The organism is Christiangramia portivictoriae DSM 23547 (assembly GCF_000423045.1).
Taxonomy (GTDB): Bacteria; Bacteroidota; Bacteroidia; order Flavobacteriales; family Flavobacteriaceae; genus Christiangramia; species Christiangramia portivictoriae.
On record NZ_KE383971.1, the window covers coordinates 862107 to 883182 of the forward strand.

A 21076-nucleotide genomic window follows, 5' to 3' on the forward strand; every position below is an offset into this window, starting at 1 on the left:
TAATTTTGGTTAGAATTTATTTAATGAATAGTTTAATTTTAAGTAGAATGCTCTTCCCGGTTTTTGAACAGATAGATTGTCAAATACAGCTTCATCTAAAATGTTCTTTACATCAAAGCTTAATACGATGTTTTTGCCAGGAAATGAATAACTCAAACCCAGATCATGGGTAAGCTGTTGTGGTACTTTAAAGAAGTCATCTCCAACAGTATTGGAACCCTGAGGTACCAAATAGGAAAATGCATCTGTGAAATACATATTGTAGAAAAGATCCAATCTCGATTTCTTCTGAAGTAGATCTTTTATGGTATACCTGGCATTACCACTCATTGTAAAAAATGGCGTATTTGGCACATCGATTTCAGCTCCTCTGTTTTCAACTTTAAGGTCAAAACGGGAAACATTGAAATTGAGGTCCAGGTTCTTATCATAGGTGTAATTAAACTGTGCATCAAAACCTTTAGAAGTTCCGCTGCCCTGGTTTACGTATAAGATCAATTCATCATCAACATTCAGGGAAGTTTCAATAGGCAAACCAATTCTATCCCTGATATTCCGCAGAAAGAAATTAGTGGTAAGTCCTAACCTGTGTCTCTGGTAGTTAAAGGCGCCTAATCTTAAACCGATATTGAAATTATTACTCTGTTCCGGATTGATGGCTGAGTTCGCTACCACATTATCCCCATCATTCCCAAAAATTTCAGTTTCGTCTGGAAGTCTAACGGCTTTTTCCGCAGAGGTGAGCAGCATTACTTCTGAAGTTATAGCGTATGACAGGGCAAATCCATAGCCTTCATATTCTTTGTTACTACTTACAGTTTCGTTCACAATTCTTCTGTTACCTGAAATATCTGTTTCAAAAGCCGGGTCTGTACTAATAGTTTTCTGCTGGTAATATTTCCCGAAAATGCTAGTCTTCAGTTGATCATCTAAAGCATTCAATTCGTACGTAAGAGAGACTATATTTTTGCGCAAATCCCGGGTGCCTACAAAACTATTTTCAAATTCTGAATCCAGGGCATCACTATCTTCCCGATCTACAGAACTATACAGGTGGTTGATTAATATTGTATGATTTTTTGCAATGGAGTAGGAGAGTCCGGTTCTCAGGGAGGCCACTTTTCTCTCAATCTTTGCAAGCGTTGGACCACCTTCCTGCTGGGAACCCCAGGTGTATTGATATTCATTACCTCTGAAATCTATGGCGCGGTCACCGGTCCAGCTGTAAGCCCAGACAAGCGTATCTGTGAGCTGGCGATCCCGTTTTCCATAATAGGCATTGACAGTAGCGTCCAGTCCATTTATTAGTACATCCGCTTTTTGATATTTCAAATTTGCCAAAGCTGCCTGGGATTCGAAAAACCGGTCTTTATACGGTGTAATGGTCATAAATGCTCCATGCTGAACTTCTTTATAATCACTGGACCCGTTAAAGCCAACGAAAAACTGATCTGCCCAGGAAACATTCGTGTAGCCTAATTGCACGATACCACCTGTAGAACGATAGGCATCATTAAACCTTCTGGCAGTAATGGGTGTTTGAACTCCGCCAAGACCTGTGACCACCACACTTCTGCCCGATACCTCGTAGTCATTATCTGAGTAATTATGGAAACCTGAAGCTTTTACGGTGAATCCGCTATCGTCGAAGCGGTACAATCCATTCATCGAAGCCTGGAAGGTATTAAATGAGCCATAAGACACAGAAGCATTTAAACTGGTGTTCATAGACTGATTTAGAACGATATTAATGGCTCCACCCAACGCATCGTCAGACAGATGTCCCGGAACCACTCCCTTGTAGACTTCAATTTGCTGAATAAGTGATGGTGGAATACTGTTTAAATTGAAGGATGAGCCAAAAGTGGAAATGGGGATTCCATCAATAAAAATACGGACAGCACTTCCAGACAAACCGTTGAGGCTGAATTGAACATCAGATCCTAAACCGCCGTTTTGTCTGAGCTTAACGCCAACTGTGTTATTAAGCAACTCTGTCGTTTGAATATTTCTCTGGCTGGCTTCTTCGGTATTGATGATATTGATAGCAAATCCTATTTTCTCCAATCTTGTTTTTTTGGATTCTCCCTGAATGGCCACTTCTTCAAGTTCATAATCCCCTTCATTCTTTAGCTGAATATCGAACCTTACCTGCGTAGAGTCTATGATTACCTGATGAAAACTTACCGTTTGGTTCGTACTTACCTCAAGCAGGTACGTTCCCATAGGTATGTTTTTAAAAGTGTACGTCCCATTCCCGTTAGTATGGGTAATCCGACTATAATTAGATCGGCTTAATTTGAGTTCGGCATTGGCTACGATATAATTGTTGGCATCTGTGATTTCGCCTTCCAGTTGAGACTGGCCATAAGTTACCATGGGGATTATAAGCAGGAGTATTAAAATCGTTCGGATCATTGTAGTAGTAATTCCGGACAAATTTATATCTATTTAGACTAAATCCAAATAAAAATAATCTCTAGAATGAATTATTTTATAACCGATTTATATACAGATATTTGAAGTAGAAAATTAAAAACAAGGTGAGATGTAATACTTTAAAGGCTTTGATCTTGGAGTAGGTCTTGATCAAGAGAATAACCAATAGAGGGATTAGAAATCTTATGTTGAGAAGGAAATTGGCAGATGCATAGTTGGTCTTAATATCCAAAGGTTTTTCTGAGGATCTTAGCTAGAGAGTTAACCAGAAAAGATTCAGAGGATATAATTTAATCAGTCATTTTGAACCAATGTTTGCTATAAATCAAAATGCCCGATCACTTTCGCAACCAGGCATTTCTGTTTGCAAGAAATTTTTCTAATCGTCTTTAACGTCGTACCTGTCCAGCATCATCACTTTATTCCACGCTTTCACAAAATCACGTACAAAGCGTTCCCTGCCATCTTCAGAACTGTAGACTTCGGCAATATTTCTTAGCTGCGCGTTGGATCTAAAAATCAGGTCACAACGGGTTGCGGTATATTTCACAGTTCCGTTTTCGCGATCTTTTAAATCAAAGATCATTTCCTTGTCATTTTGTGGTACCCATTCGTAATCCATGCTTAGCAGCACTTTAAAGAAATCGTTGGTTAGAACACCTGGTCGATCTGTAAACAAACCGTGACTGGAACGATCATAATTTTGCTCCAGCACTCTCAAACCTGCTGTAAGCACGGTCCATTCCGGAGCACTCAATGTAAGCAGCTGTGCTCTGTCCAGAAATATTCTTTCTGGTGGTACGTTGTAACCAACCTTATCGTTATGATAATTTTTGAATCCGTCTGAAACCGGTTTTAACCAGTCAAAACTTTCCTCATCGGTTTGTTCCTGGGTTGCATCGTTACGACCGGGTGTAAAAGGAACTTCGAGTTCATGACCGGCATCTTTTGCAGCTTTTTCAATCGCAGCACATCCACCAAGTACAATTAGATCTGCCAGCGAAACCTTTTCATTCCCACTCTGGCTGCCATCGAAGTTGGATTTCAAGGTTCTGTAAGTTTCAAGAACTCTGTTCAGTTCATCTGGCCTGTTAAGATCCCAATTGTTCTGAGGTTCCAGCGAAATATGGGCTCCATTGGCACCGCCACGTTTATCACTATTACGGTAGATAGCTGCGGAAGACCATGCTGCAGAAACCAAAGCAGACACACTTAAACCAGTGTCAAGGATCTTTCGTTTTAAAGCAGCTATATCACTACTATCAATGAGGTCATAATCTATCTTCGGGATAGGATCCTGCCAAAGCAAATCTTCTTGCGGGACTTCCGGTCCAAGATATCGATCTTTCGGCCCCATGTCTCTATGGGTTAATTTATACCAGGCTCTTGAAAAAGCATCGGTAAAATAGTCAAAATCATTCAGGAATTTTTCGCATACCTTTCGATACTCTGGATCTACCTTTAAAGCGATATCTGAAGTCATCATCATCAAAAGATTCATTTTCCCTTCTTCATGCGCATCTGGTGTTTTTGGCGCATGTTCATCTACCGGTGTCCATTGTATGGCGCCGGCAGGACTTTCAGTCTTTTTCCATTCAAATTTGAACAGGTTCGTCAAATAATCATTATCCCAGGTTGTAGGATCTGGTGTCCAGGAGCCTTCTATCCCGTTGGTCATGGTATATTTTCCAAAACCGGTACCTTCAGGATTCTGCCAACCCATTCCCATGGCCTGCAAAGGAGCAGCTTCTGGCGCCGGACCAATTTTATCTGCGCTAACCATCCCGTGGCTTTTTCCGAAGGCATGTCCACCCGCGATAAGAGCAACGGTTTCCTCATCGTTCATGGCCATACGCTTAAACGATTCTCTAATTGCCATAGCCGAATCCCTAGGTTCTCCATTTCCACCGGGTCCTTCCGGGTTTACGTAAATTAAAGCTTGGTGCGTAGCTGCCATTGGATTTTCCAGATCGCGATCAGGATCTGATGGTTCCCCTTTCCAACGAAGGTTCTGGGATACCATTTGTTCAGGATGCCCATCATAATACTCTCCAACATTGGATTCCTTAAATTCCTTTCCATTCCAGAATTCCAATCCCCAGTAAGTACTACGATCTGGTTCCCAGGCATCGCGCCTTCCACCGGCATAACCAAAAGTGGGAAAATTCATGATTTCGAGAGCACAGTTCCCGGTTAAAACGATAAGATCTGCCCAGGAGAGAGAAGCTCCATATTTTTGCTTGATGGGCCAGATATGTCTTCTGGATTTATCAATATTCCCGTTATCCCACCAGGAATTAATAGGGCCAAAGCGCTGCATGGCCTGTCCAGCACCTCCACGACCATCGGCAATGCGGTATGTACCTGCAGAGTGCCAGGCCATTCGTATCATCTGTGGGCCATAGTTATTATAGTCTGCAGGCCACCAGTCTTTCGATTCTACCAGTAATTGCTTGATTTCATTTTTAAGCTTTTCAAGGTCAATTTTATTGAAGGCTTCTTTGTAATCGAAATCGCTTAAAGGATTCGCAACTGCTGGTTCCTGGTGTAAAAGTTCTACCTGTAGTCGGTTAGGCCATCAGTCATCAAGTTGTGGTTTTGAACCAATAGCTCCGCCAACACTGGTACCTCTAAAAGGACATTTTGCTAGATTGTCTGGATTGACCATGTCTTTCATACTGAATGTTTTGAAGTTTTGAAATGAATTAAAATAAAACGTCAATATTTTTCTTCTGAAGTTCATTCTGAACATGCCAAACCTGTAAAATGGAATAGATAAGATGTTATTCTCAACATTTTTAAAGCAAAGGGAGGTAAAAGGAAAATGGTGGACGTAATTAATTTTTAGTTTATGAGCAGAATTTAGAAAGATGTGGTAACAATTTGGGAACTGCTGCGTTAAACTTTTTTTAAAAATTATATGCTGCGTCGCCCTGAAAGTGAAGAATTCGCAATAGCCAAGCTTAGTATTGCCATATTAGAAGAATTGCCGATAGCTTTCTGGTCTTGCTGAATCAGCCTTAGAAAGAAACTGAAGAAGTTTCGTTTTGCCAGTATGGGATTATATTTTCATAGTGGAGATGATGGTTGCAAAAAGTATGAAGACATTCAGATTAGTTGCAGGTCTTTCATGATCGAGATGAGATGAGGATTTGTATTTGCCCTGAATTCATCACGAAGTTCTTTCAGTCTTTTTTCGATCGCACTTTTACTACTAGGCCTGATATTCCTGTTCTTTAGTTCCATTTGAATCTGGTCCTGCGTATAACCATTGGCCAGATACTTTACAATGCTGATCTCGAAATCGTTCAGGGTAAGAACATTGTTCTGGTTCATAATTCTTTCTATTGATGGTGAATTATAATTTTCTCCTTTATTCAGCTTCAGGATCGCTTCTTTCAATTCTTGTAAGCCATTCCTGTCCTTGCAAACATACGCATCAATATGACCGCTCGCCCAGAGCTCCTTCACTGTTTGAGGATGATCTTCAATGGAATTCACAACAACTTTAAGGTTTGGGTCCAGCAATTTTACGGCTTCAATGAGTTCCCTGCCCGAAGAAATCTTTTCCTCACGATAATCTGGTTTAAAGGAAAGATCGCAGATCAAAAGATCATAAGGGTTATTCTCCATAATCGCTTTTTTGGCCAGCAACCAGGCTTTATCACAATATTGCGCATGATCTGCGTGGGCAATCTTCAGATCTTTCAGAACAAAAGAAACAGCATGATTGATGCTATCCATATCTTCAGCAACCAGAACCTTTTTAAACATAAAAGAGACAAATTAGGTGGGAATCTGGATAGAAATTTTCAATCCTTTATCCGGTTCAGTTTCAAAATTAAGTTTTCCTTTGATAGAAAGAATACGGTTTTCCATATTCCGCATGCCATTCCCGGTCTTTAAATTCTGGCTTGAAGTACCAATCCCATTGTCTGAATACTGAATCTGTAAGGAATTATGTTCTTCAGAAAATACGATGGCAACCAGCGTGGCTTTACTGTGCTTTTTCATATTGACCATAATTTCCTGAAGTACACGATACAGAATAATCTTTTTTTCAGTACCCAGGTTGTACCAGTTCACCTGTTCTTCACCTTTTAAGATCAATCTCGCCTCTGCCGGCAGGCCGGAACTGAGTGTGGAAAGAAGGTGAGGCAGGTAATCTTCACCTACAGGAATGTTGCTGTTTTCCCTGGAAATATTACGTGTGCGGTTATAAATGTGTTCCAGTTTATCCATAAGTTCGTTTGGCGCAATCGTGTTCATCCCGCTCATGACATGGTACACATCATTTGCCAGTTCATCATGGATCTTTTTGGAAATCCTGGATTCTGTACGATGCGCTTCTCTTATTTTTTCCCTGCTGTGTCTTTGCCTCAGGTAATAAAATCCAAACCCTCCGCTAACTAAAACCAGCAAACCTCCAAGAGATAGTATGATGACCTGGTCCTGCAGTTGCTCCTTCTCTATAGTTTGCAGTGCGGTTCGATTTTCCAGTTGCTGGATCTCCTTCTGTTTCTGTTCTTCATCATAAGTGATCTTAGCGAACATATTTTTTGCCTGAGCATTTTCCAAACGTATGCTATCGCTAAGCTGAATATAGCTTGCTGAAAGTTCTTTGACCGCTTCCAATGGCGATAGCTGTATCAATTTTTCGATCGCATTTAATTGAGACGTTTTACTATTGAGTTGGCTCGCAGTGATAAGCAGGCTATCTGCATAGAGTTTTGAAATATTCTCATCCTTATTCCGGTAATAATTCGCCAGATGATCATAACTGGCCAGAAGGCCGTTTTTGCCATTATTTAAAAGCCTTATATTCCTGGCTTCTAACAGATCATCTTCCACATTTACGGTTGAATCCTGCAACCACCTGGTGTAAGCCAGATTATCTAAGAACCTGGCTTTAGAGAGAATATTCGTTGAATCAGATCTACGAAGGATGCTTTCAAAAACAGCTATGGCTTCATCGTAATTCTTTTGATCCTGGAGGGAAAGTGCAATATTGTTCAGATTACTTAAGCTGTCTTTGATATTAGCAGCAAATGCAAGAGCGTTTCTCCATTCACGTATGGCATCACTTTGGAAACCCTGGTTACGATATGCTGTCGCAATAATGTTGTAAGCGGTACTAAAGTAAGTGGAGTCAATGGGATCCAGCAGTCTGAGGGCTTCAGCAGCAGTTTGTTGAGCTCCGGTATAATCTGTTAATCTGCTTTGTGCATTCGCCATCTCTATTGTTCTTTGCCCGGCCCTGGAAGAATCTCCATCAGCAAGGTGTAACTCCCTGGAGATAAAAGCATTTCTAAAATATTCTTTATAATTATTTATAGACCGATGAATAATGGCTTTGCGGTAGAAACCCATGGCTTCAAAATGCATATTTCCATAGATCCTGGATTGATTGATCATTCTTGAGGAATAGACCAGAGAGCTGTCATAATACCTTAATTGATTATAGCTATAAATAACGCCATCAAAAAGCTTTAGATGCACCGTATCATTATCGATCCTGGAAGAGTACAGACCATATTTAAAATTAGCAAGCATTTCTGCTGGCAACTTTGATTTTAATCCTTGCTGAAAATAATATTCTCCGCTGCTAGGTTTAATTTCTTCTGAACTGTTTTCCGAAGCCTGGGCACAAGCGATCAGGCTTAGACAGATACAGAGGTAGCTCAGGAAATACTTTGAGATTTGCATTTAGCGAAAATATATAAAAACTGAGGAACCCAGAATACTTAATTGGAAAGTTTGAAAACTAGCAAAGAATGCAAGCCAATCCAGCTTTTGCAGACGAATTCCGAAGATTTTATCAGGGGATATGGTGTCACGGGACAGAACAAATTCTGAAGTTGATAAATCACAATACAATTCTAACTGTTTCTAATGTAAATCATCACTTATACTTCGGCATTTTTAATTTTTTAAAATTCCAATCTTGTGATATTTTGCGCGACAATTTCAGAATATATTAGTTCAATTATCGATCTCATTATTCCTAAACAAAGTAGGGGAGAGCTCTCGTTGTTTACTTCTGGTTAAATATTTCCGAAGCACACCTCCAGAAACCCTGTTCACATCAAATTCTATCACAAAAGCGTTCTTATCCACTTCATGCAAAATTCTATAGGCCTTTTTGGTATCTATCCTGTTTACAACCGTATGGATAATCTTTAGATCCTACTTTCCTCCCTGACTTCCGTATCCTTTACTACCGTTATAGATCGTTAATCCCTGGCCTATATTCTTAAGCAAAGCGATCTGCATTTCTTTAGATTTTTCGGTAACGATCATGAGTCCAACATAATCTTCGAAACCTTCCAGGATAAGGTCTATGGTTTTTGCAGTAATAATATAGGTTAGTACAGAATACATGGCAACTTCGATCGAGAATAGTAAACTAGCCAGTAAAAAAAGCACCACGTTGAACCAGAAAATGATAAGACCAATGGAAATTCCTGTTTTTTCATTGAGGAAAATTCCCAGGATCTCGCTCCCGTCCAGAACAGACCCGTTTTTTATGGCGAGGCCAATTCCTGCACCCAGAAATAAACCGCCAAATATTGAGATAAGCAATTTATCTTCTGTAATGGATTGAAAGTTCTCGAAAGAATGATGAGGGAAAGTACAAGTACTGAGATATTGACCGTATGACAGTTTTTCGTGAGATGGTAAACCAGCCTATTACAAAGAACGGTATGCTAATGACTGGCAGAATAATTGATATTTCTATCCACGTGATTTTGCTTAGAAGAATTGAAATTCCGGTTACTCCGCCATCCAGAAAGCCGTTGGGAAGCAAAAAAGCTTTTAGTCCAAGGCTGGCTAGAAAAACTGCGAGTGCCAGCTGACCAATTTCCCAAACCAAATTTGCCTGTAAAAATCTTTTTATCATACAGTACAGTTCTTACTGAAATGAACTTCTCAGTTACCTTTTTCTGCTGATTTTATCTTATCTATTTCCTTCAGAATTTCGTTGGCTTCATGCATTTTATCGTCACTCAGTTTTCTATTACTGGTGGATAAGCGATGAGCTTCCTCAAGAAGTTGTTTGTACTTTAAATTCAATTTTTCAACTTCAGATTTCTTTTTAAATAAACCGAACATAACTTTTTCTTTAAATATAGTTTAAAGTATTTATTATAAATCTTTTATGAGTGGTTGTTTTGGCAGCGCTAGCCTCAGGATAGACATACTAAAAGTGGTTGACAGCCGATGATTTTATGTTTAAAGTATGCAGATAAGCAACGATCTATAAAATGCTAATATTTCAGTTTCGTGAGATAACACTTAATTTTTTCGCCTCTTACGGCCGGTTTACCAGGTTCTTCAGCACATTCGCATAATTTCGTGCTTCCGTAGTCATTTAATTTCTCATGAGCATCGGAGCGAGCCCAAATAGATACCAGTGCATTTTGATCAGGATTTTCTTCACAGTCGCCATCTATTTCAAAGGCATGTATGGTATTTTCATAAAAGTAGACCAGTGGATCTCGATCATAGGATGAGGTGGTCCACATTTTGAATTCGTTAGGCATTCCTGTATCAAATTCTACTATCCTTTCCTTTTCATTTTCAGAAATGCTGGTAACCTTTTCATTATGATCCCGAACAGCGAAGGTTTTGAATTGATTCATACATGCAGGCTCTCGCATCGTATAATACAATTCTGAAGTGGCGTGATGATGGTATGGATACAAAGTGTTTACGGCCTGCACGGTCATTCCAACTTCAGCACCAACTTCCTCTCCATTGATCTTTTCAATCCGTAATAAACCCCAATGTCCAAAAATCTCAGCATAGGCATAACCACCTCTTACTTTCGCATTATTTCTCTGGTTTCTTTCACTTTCTTCAGCATACATGGGAAACCAACCTGCAGAAGCCCAGAGATTTGGTAGCGCTCGTGCACTAACGTCAAAAGGAAAATTACGAGGCGTCTTCACCTGATCACCCGTGACCATTATATTAAAATTTTCAGAGAACAAAAGCCCCGCCTTTTTAACTTCAGGATCACTTACTTTTGAATCGAAAAATTCCTGAAACGTCATTCTGTTCAACCACTGAGCGACTTCTGATCTTGCTTCCAGTTCACCACCGGGACTATAGAGCCAGTCCACATTTCCTCTTGCCGCGAAGCATGCTTTCGCCGCATCAGGATTGTGCAGTATCTGGTAAATATTCTTAACCATGAGTTGCATGTCACGGCGATCCATAATGCATAACTTGCTTATCCCATCAACAGTTTCATAAGTCGCGACATCTGAATTCTGACATTTGCTGCCTTCAGGAGAGGTAGTTAACGCCACCGCGTAAGCCTCGAGATACTGTAAAGATTCTTTCCATAGAATGTCAATATACTTTTGTTCCTCTTCTGAATATACTTCAGATTCTTCAAGGCATTCGAACTTCGCATTCTTCAGTTCGTCTGGATCAATAAAATCAGGAATTTTCTGAGCGTAGCTGAAGTTATAGGCTGTCAATGCAATCATGACGCTAAGTAAATATTTCATATCAATGATTTTAAATTATTCCATGTTTGATACTGCATTTAAAACTAGCCTGGGACCAGATTGATGATTTTCTTTTCCGAATTTGTAACAATAGATTTGTTAAGTCATTCTTATCCAATATACATATGAGATCACAAATCTCTTTTTCGATAGATGCACATTCCATTTACACAACTCACAGGCTTTCGTTCCGAAATCTATTATTACTACAGCTTCCTGCTTCAGCAATAAACAGCAAACTGTAATTTTACTGTTGTAGGCTGCCACGGCAAATTCTTATTTCTATACCACTTTTTCAATCCGAACCTTTACAGACTTACTAATGGGCGTATTACTGCGTTCTGCAAAATGATTAAAAGGCACCAGAGGATTAGTTTCCGGGAAATAGGCCGCCGTGTTTCCTGCAGGTATCTTGTAAGGCAGTACTTTAAATTTATAAGCAGTTCTTTTCTTACCATCGTAAGTGCTGCTTAGATTGACAATTTCAAATTTTTTCAAATTGCGTTTTTGCATGTCCTGCTCGTTCATAAAAATTACCCGCCGTTCGTTGTATACTCCGCGATACCTGTCATCAAGGCCATAAATGGTGGTGTTGAACTGGTCGTGACTTCTAATGGTCATTAGCATCAATTCATCTTCTTCCAGATCATGGTCGGGCAACTTATTCAGGGTAATCTGCGCCTTTCCATTCGGGAGCATGCTAAAATCTCTTCTGCGGGCGTTGTTGGGCAGATAATAGCCAAAACCCTTGGAACGTTCGCTGGTCTTTTCAAATCCTTTGGCTACAAGATCTATCTTCTCTCTGATAAGTTCGTAATCTTCTCCCATGTCTTTCCAGGCTACAGCATGATCACCTTTAAAATAGGTATGCGCAAGATTACCTATAATTTCCGGTTCACTCATGATGTTGCTGGATGCAGGTTTAAGGACTCCCTTGGACTGCCTTATTCTACCCATACTGCTTTCCATCGTAAGAAACCTGGTGTTTCCATTCTTTTCATCTTTTTCTGAACGTCCAAAAGTGGGAAGGATCAGCGCTTTTTTACCGGTTACCAGATGAGAGCGATTCAGTTTCGTGCTTATTTGAACTGTCATACTGCAGTTATTGAGTGCCTCGGCCGTATAATCTGTATCTGAAGCCGCCATCAGAAAATTACCTCCCAGAGCAAAAAAGACTTTTGCTTTGCCGGAATGCATGGCCTGCATGGACTCCACCACATCGATGCCTTTCTTGGTAGGTGGATCAAAGTTCATAAATTTTTTGATACGCTTATTCAGATCTTCATCTACAAAGTGCATGATGCCTACACTCCTGTCACCCTGCACATTGCTATGTCCTCGCACGGGACAGGTACCAGCGTTGTCTTTTCCAATCGCTCCTTTTAAAAGAAGCAGGTTTACATATTCCCGAATGGTTTCCACACCATTTTTATGCTGAGTAAGTCCCATTGCCCAGCAAACGATGATCTTCGTTTTCTTCGCCAGGACGTCTACAGCCTCGTTGATCTTTTCGCTGGAAACTCCGGTGAGAGCAAGTAACTCTTCTTCGTCAAACGACTTGAGATCCTCGATAAGTTCTGAATATCCCTGGGTATATTCTTTCAAAAATTCATGATCGAATACAGAGTCATCCAGCGCATCTTTATCAGCAAGACGTTTCAGAATAAGTTTTACCAGGGGAATATCCTGGTTGATATTTACCGCCAGGTGCAGGTTGGCAATATCTTCCCCACCACCCAGTAGTCCTTTTACATTTTTGGGATTTTTAAAGTTTACCAGCCCGGTTTCTTCCAATGGATTAATGGCGATGATGTAGCCTCCGTTTTCCTTACATTTTTCCAGGGCAGATAGCATCCTTGGATGGTTGGTCCCGGGATTCTGACCTGCAATGATTACTACTTCAGCTTCGTAAAAGTCTTCCAGCTTTGTGCTGCCCTTACCAATGCCAAGAGTTTCATCCAGGGCGACCCCACTGGATTCGTGACACATGTTACTGCAGTCTGGCATATTGTTAGTGCCATAGGCGCGAACAAACATTCCGTATAAAAAAGCAGCTTCGTTGCTGGAGCGACCGGAGGTATAGAAAATAGCTTCGTTTGGAGAATCCAGGCTACGCAGTTCTTCGGAAATCATATCAAATGCAGCCTGCCATGAAATAGCTTCGTAATGTATGCTTCCTTCACGTAAAACCAAAGGTTCTATGAGTCGGCCAAATTTATTTAGTTGAAAATCACTTAATTCTGAAAGCTCTTCGACAGAATATTTCTGAAAAAAAGCGGCATCAATATGACTATGGGTCGCTTCGTCTGCCAGGGCTTTAGCTCCGTTTTCGCAGTACTCTCCAATTTTTGAAGGATTTTCAGGATCTGGCCAGGCGCAACTAGGGCAGTCAAATCCATCCTGCTGATTGATGGTGAAAAGCGCTCGCATGGAATCCACCACGCCCATTTCCTTGAATGTATGTTTCACTGTCTCTCTTATCCCCAGCTTGCCTGCGGCATGAGTCACAGGCTCTTTAAATTTGAGATCTTTAAATTCAACTGGTCCGCGGTGATTTACTTTTCTGTGATTTTGATTTTCCATTTACAGGCTTAAGGTTTTGGGATTGGGATAATTTTCAGATTCATCTTCTCCACGATCTTCGAGGCAGGTAAAATCTTTTTCCAGTAAGAGATCTATGCTTTTGCCATTAGTTGTGGAAATAGTATGAGAAAATCCAATTCTTTGATCGGTATCCCAGTTTTTCAGTAGTGCATTGGAAATTTGCAAAGAGATCTTATTACTGTCAAATTGTATGTTTAATTCGTCAATTTCAGTAGCTTTCACTTCATAAATGAAATCCTGAGTGGTGAAATTGGTTCTTTCTTCGATAGATCTCTCCTGGCATAATTGCTCAACTTCGGTCTTTGTCAATCTGAATCTTACCGAATTTCCCCGAATTCTTATTTTCATATGTATTTAATTTCTTGAATGGTTCATAGCTTAACCACCTTTTAAAGTTAAGCCTATTCAGTTAAATTATAGAACAGAATATGAACGGAAATGGAAGTTTTAGCAAGCTTTTAACGACAGCAGTTCAATTTAAAAGGAACAAATAGAAACAGTTCAATTTTGGTGCAGTCATCAAAATTCGGCAGAAATCCACTATAATATGTCTATTTTTATCATTCATAGTTTGTGGTAAATTGATAGATAGAAGTGAAATAGAAGTTTTTATTCTCGCGGGTGGTAAGAGCCGTCGAATGGGTATGGACAAAGGTTTAGTTCATTATAATGGACAGCCAATGATCACGCGTATATTAAATGTTATTGAAGAGCTTGAACTAGAGACCTGCATCATTAGCAGCAACCCAGACTATTTAAAATTTGGGAAACCTGTATTGCAGGATTTAATTCCGGGTAAAGGACCCATGGGTGGTTTGTATACGGCTCTAACTTATTCCAAAGCCCCTATGGTTTTTTTGATAGCCTGTGATATGCCAGCCATAAACAGGGAAGGAGTAGAGAGTCTATTGACTTATTCTGAAATAGGATCGATCACGATCGCTAGAGATGCCAAGCAAATTTCTCCACTTTTTGCCTGCTATCCGAAATCCTTGCTTTCGAATGTAAAAGAGGCTGTTCTGACAGATCATCTAAAAATGCAGGATTTTGTAAAGAAGCAGAAGCATAGAGTAGTCGACTTTGAAATCCTTTACAAATCAGAAGTTTTGCAGAATTTTAATACCAGAGAAGAATTAAATGCTGCAGAAAATACAGAGCACGAAAGCGATAACTAAGACAAATTGATTGTCAACTTTACTAGTCTTGGAAGAATGTTTTTATTGCAGAAGTATTAGTCAATTTCTAAGTGATTTGAACAATTAATTGAAGAAATCGTTTGGGTTTGGAAAAATGAATAGCTTACTAAGTTTGGTAGCTTTTCTACATATCCATATTTTAATTCGATATCGCTATATTGGCGCGAGAATTATCCTATTAGTCGAATGAAAAGCCATGTAATGAATTTCATTCTTACGTTATTATGAACGTTGTAAATTTATATCATTTCCTCGATCGTAACTTTCTCTGTCTTTTCAATGACATCCCACTGCCAGCCGTCGTTTTGCAAATAGGCCAATAACAGTTTTCTTCGATTAGCCAGTCTACGATTCGCTGAATCATTGATCGCCTGATCTGACTTTTTTAAGTCTTGTAAATAATTCGTATCAGGATGTTCAGGTTCATCGTCATTAGGATGTATGAACGCAGAAGCCAGAGTAGATAAATAATAGGTCAGGGACTTGTAGGTTCGCTCTATACTTCGCCTGTCTTCAAAATGATCTTCCTCAACCTGATATAAAAGAATAGATAAGGTTTCATCAAGGGTAGCGAGTTGTACAGGTAAGGATTCATAGAGATTTATTGAATGAAAATAATGAATAACGGGATACGCCAGGTGACTTTGAGCAACTTTCAGCAAAGGCGCTTCCAGATCGCTTAAAGCTTCAGATAACCGATTAAAATTATCATCCTTATAATTTGTAATAATTTTTTCTGGGGTTTCACCAAGGTTATGAATTTGCATACTCAACTTTCTTTTTAGCGTGATTCCCTCAACTACGGGAATTAAAAAGGAGATTCCTAAACTAATGAAAACAACCCCGGTATAGGATATGAATCCAGTAAAGAACAACCACCAGTCGGAAGCCGGAGTGTAGTCTCCATTACCCATAGATGAAAGAACATAGGCTGCAAAATAAAGTTTATTAAAAAAGCCTGAGACATAAGCATTATCCTGCGCAGACCATAAAGCCTGGGGATCTGAATAAACTATCAAGGTATTTCCAAGCCATAAAATAATGATCCATGTCAAAACGATCCCTAATAGTATCAAGGGACCAACATATTCTAAAAGTCTGTTCTTACCATTTTTGCCTGTGATCTTTAATGCGAATCTCCAGAACCATCTGGAAATTCTATCGGCAATAAAAGCAGAACCTCTGGGTGATAAGATCGTATAGATCATATCATAAATGGTTACTAAAACGATGATAGCACCGATACCGAAATACAAAAGATTCATAGTTCCTGTTTATTTATTTTAAATAAATTTTGTGCAGGCATTTAAGTTACAACATCTCATTTATATAAGTAAGAATTGAGCCATTCTCTGTGCCTGGAATTTGTTTGATCTCTGGTTAGCTTATGCATACTTTAATCAAATTGCTGTATTTTGCTAGTCAAAACAGAAGTTTGGAAAATCAACGCTCAGAGGTGAAAAACCTGATCCAGGATATTGCCAACCAAAGAAAAGTTAACGATACTAGTTTTTGTCCTTCAGAAGTAGCCAGAATATTCTTTGATGAACATTGGAGAGACAAAATGGACATGGTGCGATCTGTTGCCGACGAACTTGTTAAGGAGAATAAATTGATCACTATGCAAAAGGGAAAGCTAATTCAGGCTTTGCGTTCAGAAGCAAAAGGACCAATACGTCTTAAGGCTAAAAACTGATTCTTTACGAAAACAGCTGCGCCAACTGTCTTATGATATCCAGCAATTTTCTTAGAAAGATAGATGTATAAATTTCTGGATGTTAATTATAGTCAAAAACATCTGGAAAAGAGAAGAAATAATAACACCTTTATCCCGCAGATTTAAAGGTATGATATTGGAGCAGGTAAAAAATTGTCAAAGTATTTTAGATTCCATCGGGAATACGCCGCTATTGCGTTTAACCAAATTATTTCCTGGTTCCCGGGCTAATTTCTTCGGAAAACTGGAATCTGCAAATCCTGCCGGTAGTTTAAAAGACAGAACTTCCTTACTCATCTTACAGAATGCATTAAAGCAGGGAAAAATCAAACCTGGTGATACGATTGTGGAATCAAGTTCTGGTAATATGGCGCTTGGTTTAGCGCAGGCATGTCTCTACCTTAAATTGAAGTTGATCGTTGTTGTCGATCCCAATCTCAACAAGCATACAGAAAAGTTACTGCAGGCTTACGGCGCAAGGATTGAGTACATTAAGGAGCCATTGGAAGAGGGAGGTTTTCTGGCTGCCAGGTTGGATAAAGTTAAGTTTTTACTAGACGAAATCCCTAATAGTTACTGGCCAAATCAATATGGGAATGCAGACAATCCCTTAGCTCATCATAAGACTATTGAAGAGATAATGACCGCCATGAACGGAGAGGTGGATTATATCTTTGTATCTGTTAGCACCTGCGGAACATTAATGGGGTATGCAGATTACATTAATATGCATAAACTAAAAACCAAATTAGTCGCTGTAGATGCAGAAGGAAGCGTGCTCTTTGGCGGTGAACCAGATAAACGGCTAATTCCCGGGCACGGTTCTGCAGTCCCTTCTCAATTTCTTGACAGGGATCTGGTACATGATCATATTGCAGTTAGTGATTTGGAATGCATTGAAGGCTGCTGGTCATTGCTAAAAACCGAGGGAATTCTTTGCGGGGGCTCCACGGGCGGTGTAATATCTGCGATTAATAAATATAACCTGGAAGACGATTCAAATTGTGTATTCCTGCTTTGTGATAAGGGCGAGCGTTATCTGGACACCATTTACAATAAAGAGTGGATCAGTTCCAACTTTCCAGATCAGATTTTAAATGATAAATCTGTTATAGGGTGGTAGATACTCAACTGGATCATACCAATCTGGATAATGCCTATAGAATAGCCATCGTTGGTTTGGGACCAAAAGGCTTGTATGCACTGGAACGACTGCTAGCTCAAATCAATCATCGAAAAATTACATCAAGGGTAGAGATTCACCTGTTTAATTCCAGTAAATATTTTGGGGCAGGGGATATTTATGACCTCGATCAGCCTGAGTATTTATTGATGAACTATTCAAGCGACAATATCAATGCCTGGATTGATGAGAAACCATCAGCCATACTTCAGAAAACAACTAATTTCAGAGAGTGGTTGCTTTTAAATGGATTTAAGAGAGACTCAAAAACTTATCTCCAGTATGCACCAAGAGCTTTAGTTGGAAGATATTTGAACGAAGTATATCAAACTTTAATACGATCGGCTTCAGCAAATGTCAAGATCTTCCCTTATCACGATTCCGTTCTAGATATAATTAAAAGCCAGGCTGAATTTGAGATTATAACCTCCCGTCACAAAGGACACAGTGCCATTCAATGCGATGAGGTCTTACTTACCACCGGACATCAAAGTTCGGGAGCCGATTTTGGATCTTCACTGCAGAATAGTTCGAAAATTGACTTCGTGTATCCTACCTACAAAAAGTTGAGTAAGGTAGAAAAAGGCACTGTAGGTATTCGTGGTTTTGGCTTAACCTGCATCGATACCATTTTAGAGCTTACTGAAGGTAGGGGCGGGCATTTTAAACCAGTTGCATCTCAATTTCAGTATTTCAAATCTGGTAATGAGCCAGACTGTATATATGTGTTTTCCAGAAGCGGTTTACCCATGATCCCTCGTATTGCAGATGATGAGGCTATTGATAGGCTTTATTATTTTACTGAAGCGAATATTGAGAAATTGAACGATCCAACGTTCACTGAAGATTATTTGCCACTCATTAAAAAGGAGTGTTATTTTCAATATTATCGAACTCTATTCGAATTACATCAGTCGGAGTTAAAATTTGATACTGAATTTCAGAAGGTATTCGAACAGATTTCAGAATTTCTTCAGAAGCATCCAAACCTGTCAATATATAGCTGGGATAAGTTCATTGATCCATTCCTGGATCGACAATATATATCGCATCAGCAAATGTTGGATTATATGAAACTTTTGACGATGGAAGCCAGCAAGGGAATCAGAAAAAGTCCCATGATGTCTGCTGCCGGAGTGTGGAGAAAAATCAGTCCGATCTTTAATAAATTCTATAGCTTTGGAAAACTGGATGCCGAATCTCATAAAGTATTCGACACTCGATATTTCGGCATTTTCAATCGTATATCTTATGGCCCGCCAGTAGAAAATTTTAAAAAATTAATTGCCTTGGGAGAAAGTGGGCTTCTAAATTTTAGTGCAGTCCGTAACTCAGAAATCATAAAGGAAACAGGTGTTTCACCCATTCAAATACGAACTAAGAAGAATATAGATGATGAAGATCAATCCATTGATATACCCATTGATGTATTGATCGATGCAAGAATACCAAAAGGTATTGACCCAAGGCCAAATCGGTTATACAGCAATTTGATTAAAAACGGGTTGCTTCGAAAATTCGTTAATCATTCTGGAACTCTATTCCAGACGGGTGGAATTGATATCACCGCTTCAGGTCATGCCATTAACAGGAATGGCGTGGTCGAACACCATTTATCTTTGTATGGAACACCTACAGAGGGAGTTACGCATGATAATGATACCTTATCCAGATCGAGAAATAATTTTGCTGGCGTATGGGCGCTGCATGTATCTGAACAAATTCAGTTAAAAACAACTAATACTTTTTAAAATCAACAGGAATGTATATAAAGGGGAATAAGACGAATGGATTAACGCCAATAGTATCTAATTGGATGGAGCAGGTCATGGACGATGAAGGCTTAATTAAAGATCTGATTGATACATACGGTTCTCCAGTAAACCTTCATCATCTGGATACGTTTGAGAAAAATATTGAAGATTTCAGGGATGTTTTCGAGAGCTATGATCTGAATTACCAGATCTATTATGCCAGAAAAGCTAACAAGAGTAAATCTTTGGTCAAAAAAGCCTTGGCCTCTGGAATTGGAGTGGATACCGCCAGCTTTAGAGAATTGGAACAATCCCTACAATTGGGTGGAACTGGTCAATCGCTGGTTTTAACTTCAGCAATCAAAACGAGAGAACAGTTTGTCAAAGCTATAATTGCTGGCGTGCCTGTGGTTATTGATAATGATGATGAATGCCAGTTAGCGAATGAAATTGCTACCGAACTTGGAAAGACAGCAGTGGTAGGTATTCGAATAAGCGGTTTTGAGGTTGAAGGTGAAAAACTATACAGTCGTTTTGGTTTTGATATTTCTGAAGTTCAGCAATTTATAGACAAATATATAGGCGTAGGAAAGAAATATGAACAGTTAGATATTTCTGGTTTGCATTTTCATTTAGATGGTTATTCTACGAAACAACGTGGAAAGTCGCTTAGCGATTGCATACACCTGGCGAACGAACTTGATGAAAATGATCATAATATTTCATTTATAGACATAGGTGGAGGGATTCTGATTAATTACCTGGAAAGTGAGCGGGAATGGACAGAATTCGATAAGAAATTAAAAAAACAGGTCGCTACAGGAGAGGGAAATCTCACGTTTAGTAATAATGGATTGGGGTATGAACTTATTAATGGCAAAGTGGAGAGATCACTAAAAACCTACCCCTATTTTAATAAGTTAAATGGAGCCGATTTTCTAAGAGAAGTTCTGGAATTCCGGGATCCTAGAAATAATGAAACCAACGCAAGCAGGCTAAAGGCAAATAATTACCAGATACGCATTGAACCAGGTAGGTCGCTACTGAAACAGGTAGGAATGACGGTTGCAAGGGTGGCTCATCGCAAAAAGGATGCGAAAGGTCAGTGGTTGGTTGGATTGGAAATGAATATGAGTCAGATGATGAGCTCCAGCGAAGATTTCCTTCTGGATCCCTACCTAATTTATACAGATAACAATTCCGAAGATGCTGAAGTGGAAGTCTTTTTCACAGGCGCGTATTGTCTGGAACGTGATGTTTTGCTAAAACGAAAAATTAGTTTACCACGCTTACCACAAATTGGTGATCACGTTGCTTTCGTAAATACAGCGGGTTATATGATGCATTTCTTTGAAACAGAAGCTCATTTATTCAATTTGTCGGCAAATTTAAGTTTTTCAGATTCTGTGAATTTGTCAGTTTCAGACTTTATCGATGATGAGAAATTATAGAGCTAGCAGCAGTTCGAATTGCAAAGTCGTTCAGTGTAATTTGATGCAGTTTTATCACATATTACTGTAAATCAGCGAATTAAATTATTGTAAATTTAATCATAACACCAACAAATTTGTTGATGAAGTAATAGGTCTTTCATAGGGAAACGTATTACAGATTTTAAACCTGAATTTATTAAGGTTGTGTGTATTGTGAAATCAATTTAAAGG

General features: G+C 39.3%; 16 protein-coding genes and 1 pseudogene. 5 read left to right on the forward strand and 12 right to left on the reverse strand.

What is annotated here, in order from left to right:
- Positions 1-9 precede the first annotated feature (9 nt).
- The 11 genes and pseudogenes from G529_RS0112300 to G529_RS0112340 all read right to left on the reverse strand — a co-directional run bounded on the left by G529_RS0112300 (position 10) and on the right by G529_RS0112340 (position 13910).
- Positions 10-2418, reverse strand: a complete 2409-nt coding sequence (locus tag G529_RS0112300) for a TonB-dependent receptor (RefSeq protein WP_035696001.1) — start codon at positions 2416-2418, stop codon at positions 10-12.
- Positions 2419-2818: 400 nt separating this feature from the next.
- A pseudogene (gene katG / locus G529_RS15865) lies at positions 2819-5005 on the reverse strand (catalase/peroxidase HPI); the annotation flags it as partial.
- 542 nt (positions 5006-5547) lie between these two features.
- Complete coding sequence (locus G529_RS0112310) at positions 5548-6213, reverse strand: DNA-binding transcriptional response regulator (protein ID WP_026915821.1); 666 nt, start codon at positions 6211-6213, stop codon at positions 5548-5550.
- Between the two features lie 12 nt (positions 6214-6225).
- Complete coding sequence (locus tag G529_RS0112315) at positions 6226-8145, reverse strand: tetratricopeptide repeat-containing sensor histidine kinase (protein WP_026915822.1); 1920 nt, start codon at positions 8143-8145, stop codon at positions 6226-6228.
- A gap of 276 nt (positions 8146-8421) precedes the next feature.
- The gene (locus G529_RS16735; RefSeq protein ID WP_245566922.1) at positions 8422-8565 is read right to left on the reverse strand and encodes a hypothetical protein; all 144 of its coding nucleotides are present in this window, start codon (positions 8563-8565) and stop codon (positions 8422-8424) included.
- 60 nt (positions 8566-8625) lie between these two features.
- Positions 8626-9021, reverse strand: a complete 396-nt coding sequence (locus G529_RS16775) for a YitT family protein (protein ID WP_262489258.1) — start codon at positions 9019-9021, stop codon at positions 8626-8628.
- A 1-nt stretch (position 9022) separates the two neighbouring features.
- Complete coding sequence (locus G529_RS16780; protein ID WP_262489259.1) at positions 9023-9340, reverse strand: YitT family protein; 318 nt, start codon at positions 9338-9340, stop codon at positions 9023-9025.
- Positions 9341-9369: 29 nt separating this feature from the next.
- Positions 9370-9552 (reverse strand): Lacal_2735 family protein, encoded by a 183-nt coding sequence (locus G529_RS0112325; protein WP_026915823.1) that lies wholly within the window; start codon positions 9550-9552, stop codon positions 9370-9372.
- A 155-nt stretch (positions 9553-9707) separates the two neighbouring features.
- Entirely contained in the window at positions 9708-10958 is a 1251-nt protein-coding gene (gene dddY, locus G529_RS0112330) for a dimethylsulfoniopropionate lyase DddY (protein ID WP_026915824.1), read from the reverse strand.
- Positions 10959-11240: 282 nt separating this feature from the next.
- Complete coding sequence (locus tag G529_RS0112335; protein ID WP_026915825.1) at positions 11241-13541, reverse strand: FdhF/YdeP family oxidoreductase; 2301 nt, start codon at positions 13539-13541, stop codon at positions 11241-11243.
- The gene (locus G529_RS0112340) at positions 13542-13910 is read right to left on the reverse strand and encodes a DUF7009 family protein (protein ID WP_026915826.1); all 369 of its coding nucleotides are present in this window, start codon (positions 13908-13910) and stop codon (positions 13542-13544) included. It abuts the gene before it with no gap.
- Between the two features lie 233 nt (positions 13911-14143).
- On the opposite strand from G529_RS0112340, the gene mobA reads away from it, so the two are divergent.
- On the forward strand, positions 14144-14737 hold the full coding sequence (gene mobA / locus G529_RS15875; RefSeq protein WP_157514636.1) for a molybdenum cofactor guanylyltransferase: 594 nt from the start codon (positions 14144-14146) through the stop codon (positions 14735-14737).
- A 260-nt stretch (positions 14738-14997) separates the two neighbouring features.
- On the opposite strand, the gene G529_RS0112350 is transcribed toward mobA, so the two are convergent.
- Complete coding sequence (locus G529_RS0112350) at positions 14998-16023, reverse strand: potassium channel family protein (RefSeq protein WP_026915827.1); 1026 nt, start codon at positions 16021-16023, stop codon at positions 14998-15000.
- Between the two features lie 170 nt (positions 16024-16193).
- On the opposite strand from G529_RS0112350, the gene G529_RS0112355 reads away from it, so the two are divergent.
- From G529_RS0112355 to G529_RS0112370, 4 genes are all read left to right on the forward strand, one after another.
- Complete coding sequence (locus G529_RS0112355) at positions 16194-16454, forward strand: DUF3253 domain-containing protein (protein ID WP_245566923.1); 261 nt, start codon at positions 16194-16196, stop codon at positions 16452-16454.
- 157 nt (positions 16455-16611) lie between these two features.
- Positions 16612-17598 carry a 2,3-diaminopropionate biosynthesis protein SbnA gene (gene sbnA / locus G529_RS15880; protein ID WP_245566924.1) on the forward strand — a complete coding sequence of 329 codons (987 nt, stop codon included), beginning with the start codon at positions 16612-16614 and terminating at the stop codon, positions 17596-17598.
- Positions 17592-19409 (forward strand): FAD/NAD(P)-binding protein, encoded by a 1818-nt coding sequence (locus G529_RS0112365; protein ID WP_051201438.1) that lies wholly within the window; start codon positions 17592-17594, stop codon positions 19407-19409. Before sbnA ends, G529_RS0112365 begins: the two co-directional genes overlap by 7 nt.
- Before the next feature lie 11 nt (positions 19410-19420).
- Positions 19421-20863, forward strand: a complete 1443-nt coding sequence (locus tag G529_RS0112370) for a type III PLP-dependent enzyme domain-containing protein (RefSeq protein ID WP_026915830.1) — start codon at positions 19421-19423, stop codon at positions 20861-20863.
- Positions 20864-21076: the final 213 nt, after the last annotated feature.

Bases quoted from the DNA above. Each gene is read 5' to 3' on its own strand.
- G529_RS0112325 (WP_026915823.1), bottom strand. From the start codon at position 9,552: ATGTTCGGTTTATTTAAAAAGAAATCTGAAGTTGAAAAATTGAATTTA.
- G529_RS0112310 (WP_026915821.1), bottom strand. From the start codon at position 6,213: ATGTTTAAAAAGGTTCTGGTTGCTGAAGATATGGATAGCATCAATCAT.
- G529_RS16780 (WP_262489259.1), bottom strand. From the start codon at position 9,340: ATGATAAAAAGATTTTTACAGGCAAATTTGGTTTGGGAAATTGGTCAG.
- G529_RS0112340 (WP_026915826.1), bottom strand. From the start codon at position 13,910: ATGAAAATAAGAATTCGGGGAAATTCGGTAAGATTCAGATTGACAAAG.
- dddY (WP_026915824.1), bottom strand. From the start codon at position 10,958: ATGAAATATTTACTTAGCGTCATGATTGCATTGACAGCCTATAACTTC.
- G529_RS0112370 (WP_026915830.1), top strand. From the start codon at position 19,421: ATGTATATAAAGGGGAATAAGACGAATGGATTAACGCCAATAGTATCT.
- G529_RS0112335 (WP_026915825.1), bottom strand. From the start codon at position 13,541: ATGGAAAATCAAAATCACAGAAAAGTAAATCACCGCGGACCAGTTGAA.
- G529_RS0112300 (WP_035696001.1), bottom strand. From the start codon at position 2,418: ATGATCCGAACGATTTTAATACTCCTGCTTATAATCCCCATGGTAACT.
- G529_RS0112350 (WP_026915827.1), bottom strand. From the start codon at position 16,023: ATGAATCTTTTGTATTTCGGTATCGGTGCTATCATCGTTTTAGTAACC.
- G529_RS0112315 (WP_026915822.1), bottom strand. From the start codon at position 8,145: ATGCAAATCTCAAAGTATTTCCTGAGCTACCTCTGTATCTGTCTAAGC.